This window comes from Pseudomonas sp. P867 (assembly GCF_019891455.1).
In the GTDB taxonomy this organism is placed as follows: Bacteria; Pseudomonadota; Gammaproteobacteria; order Pseudomonadales; family Pseudomonadaceae; genus Aquipseudomonas; species Aquipseudomonas synxantha_A.
This window is the reverse complement of record NZ_JAFLXB010000030.1, coordinates 1-3,126: the sequence shown is the minus strand read 5'-3', so window position 1 is coordinate 3,126 and position 3,126 is coordinate 1. Positions and strand designations below refer to the sequence as shown.

Genomic DNA, 3,126 nt, shown 5'->3' with positions numbered 1-3,126 from the left:
TCGTTCTTTAAAAATTTGGGTATGTGATAGAAAGATAGACTGAACGTTACTTTCACTGGTAACGGATCAGGCTAAGGTAAAATTTGTGAGTTCTCTTAATCGAGAAATTCGAATTTTCGGCGAATGTTGTCTTCACAGTATAACCAGATTGCTTGGGGTTATATGGTCAAGTGAAGAAGCGCATACGGTGGATGCCTTGGCAGTCAGAGGCGATGAAAGACGTGGTAGCCTGCGAAAAGCTTCGGGGAGTCGGCAAACAGACTTTGATCCGGAGATGTCTGAATGGGGGAACCCAGCCATCATAAGATGGTTATCTTGTACTGAATACATAGGTGCAAGAGGCGAACCAGGGGAACTGAAACATCTAAGTACCCTGAGGAAAAGAAATCAACCGAGATTCCCTTAGTAGTGGCGAGCGAACGGGGACTAGCCCTTAAGTGGCTTTGAGATTAGCGGAACGCTCTGGAAAGTGCGGCCATAGTGGGTGATAGCCCTGTACGCGAAAATCTCTTAGTCATGAAATCGAGTAGGACGGAGCACGAGAAACTTTGTCTGAATATGGGGGGACCATCCTCCAAGGCTAAATACTACTGACTGACCGATAGTGAACTAGTACCGTGAGGGAAAGGCGAAAAGAACCCCGGAGAGGGGAGTGAAATAGATCCTGAAACCGTATGCGTACAAGCAGTGGGAGCCCACTTTGTTGGGTGACTGCGTACCTTTTGTATAATGGGTCAGCGACTTATTTTCAGTGGCGAGCTTAACCGAATAGGGGAGGCGTAGCGAAAGCGAGTCTTAATAGGGCGTCTAGTCGCTGGGAATAGACCCGAAACCGGGCGATCTATCCATGGGCAGGTTGAAGGTTGGGTAACACTAACTGGAGGACCGAACCGACTACCGTTGAAAAGTTAGCGGATGACCTGTGGATCGGAGTGAAAGGCTAATCAAGCTCGGAGATAGCTGGTTCTCCTCGAAAGCTATTTAGGTAGCGCCTCATGTATCACTGTAGGGGGTAGAGCACTGTTTCGGCTAGGGGGTCATCCCGACTTACCAAACCGATGCAAACTCCGAATACCTACAAGTGCCGAGCATGGGAGACACACGGCGGGTGCTAACGTCCGTCGTGAAAAGGGAAACAACCCAGACCGTCAGCTAAGGTCCCAAAGTTATGGTTAAGTGGGAAACGATGTGGGAAGGCTTAGACAGCTAGGAGGTTGGCTTAGAAGCAGCCACCCTTTAAAGAAAGCGTAATAGCTCACTAGTCGAGTCGGCCTGCGCGGAAGATGTAACGGGGCTCAAACCATACACCGAAGCTACGGGTATCACGTAAGTGATGCGGTAGAGGAGCGTTCTGTAAGCCTGTGAAGGTGAGTTGAGAAGCTTGCTGGAGGTATCAGAAGTGCGAATGCTGACATGAGTAACGACAATGGGTGTGAAAAACACCCACGCCGAAAGACCAAGGTTTCCTGCGCAACGTTAATCGACGCAGGGTTAGTCGGTCCCTAAGGCGAGGCTGAAAAGCGTAGTCGATGGAAAACAGGTTAATATTCCTGTACTTCTGGTTATTGCGATGGAGGGACGGAGAAGGCTAGGCCAGCTTGGCGTTGGTTGTCCAAGTTTAAGGTGGTAGGCTGGAATCTTAGGTAAATCCGGGATTCTAAGGCCGAGAGCTGATGACGAGTTAACTTTTAGTTAACGAAGTGGTTGATGCCATGCTTCCAAGAAAAGCTTCTAAGCTTCAGGTAACCAGGAACCGTACCCCAAACCGACACAGGTGGTTGGGTAGAGAATACCAAGGCGCTTGAGAGAACTCGGGTGAAGGAACTAGGCAAAATGGCACCGTAACTTCGGGAGAAGGTGCGCCGGTGAGGGTGAAGGACTTGCTCCGTAAGCTCATGCCGGTCGAAGATACCAGGCCGCTGCGACTGTTTATTAAAAACACAGCACTCTGCAAACACGAAAGTGGACGTATAGGGTGTGACGCCTGCCCGGTGCCGGAAGGTTAATTGATGGGGTTAGCTAACGCGAAGCTCTTGATCGAAGCCCCGGTAAACGGCGGCCGTAACTATAACGGTCCTAAGGTAGCGAAATTCCTTGTCGGGTAAGTTCCGACCTGCACGAATGGCGTAACGATGGCGGCGCTGTCTCCACCCGAGACTCAGTGAAATTGAAATCGCTGTGAAGATGCAGTGTATCCGCGGCTAGACGGAAAGACCCCGTGAACCTTTACTATAGCTTTGCACTGGACTTTGAATTTGCTTGTGTAGGATAGGTGGGAGGCTTTGAAGCGTGGACGCCAGTCTGCGTGGAGCCAACCTTGAAATACCACCCTGGCAACTTTGAGGTTCTAACTCAGGTCCGTTATCCGGATCGAGGACAGTGTATGGTGGGTAGTTTGACTGGGGCGGTCTCCTCCTAAAGAGTAACGGAGGAGTACGAAGGTGCGCTCAGACCGGTCGGAAATCGGTCGTAGAGTATAAAGGCAAAAGCGCGCTTGACTGCGAGACAGACACGTCGAGCAGGTACGAAAGTAGGTCTTAGTGATCCGGTGGTTCTGTATGGAAGGGCCATCGCTCAACGGATAAAAGGTACTCCGGGGATAACAGGCTGATACCGCCCAAGAGTTCATATCGACGGCGGTGTTTGGCACCTCGATGTCGGCTCATCACATCCTGGGGCTGAAGCCGGTCCCAAGGGTATGGCTGTTCGCCATTTAAAGTGGTACGCGAGCTGGGTTTAGAACGTCGTGAGACAGTTCGGTCCCTATCTGCCGTGGACGTTTGAGATTTGAGAGGGGCTGCTCCTAGTACGAGAGGACCGGAGTGGACGAACCTCTGGTGTTCCGGTTGTCACGCCAGTGGCATTGCCGGGTAGCTATGTTCGGAATAGATAACCGCTGAAAGCATCTAAGCGGGAAACTAGCCTCAAGATGAGATCTCACTGGAACCTTGAGTTCCCTGAAGGGCCGTCGAAGACTACGACGTTGATAGGTTGGGTGTGTAAGCGCTGTGAGGCGTTGAGCTAACCAATACTAATTGCCCGTGAGGCTTGACCATATAACACCCAAGCAATTTGCATGCTCTGAGCTGAAAAGCGAAAGAGACCAGATTGCGGTGTGTGAAGACG

Annotated in this window: 1 rRNA gene; it reads left to right on the top strand. The window is 51.0% G+C overall.

Annotated features, from left to right (window positions below):
* The first annotated feature begins 164 nt into the window (after window positions 1-164).
* A 23S ribosomal RNA gene (locus tag J1G33_RS27660) occupies window positions 165-3,056 on the top strand.
* The last annotated feature ends 70 nt before the right edge of the window (window positions 3,057-3,126 follow it).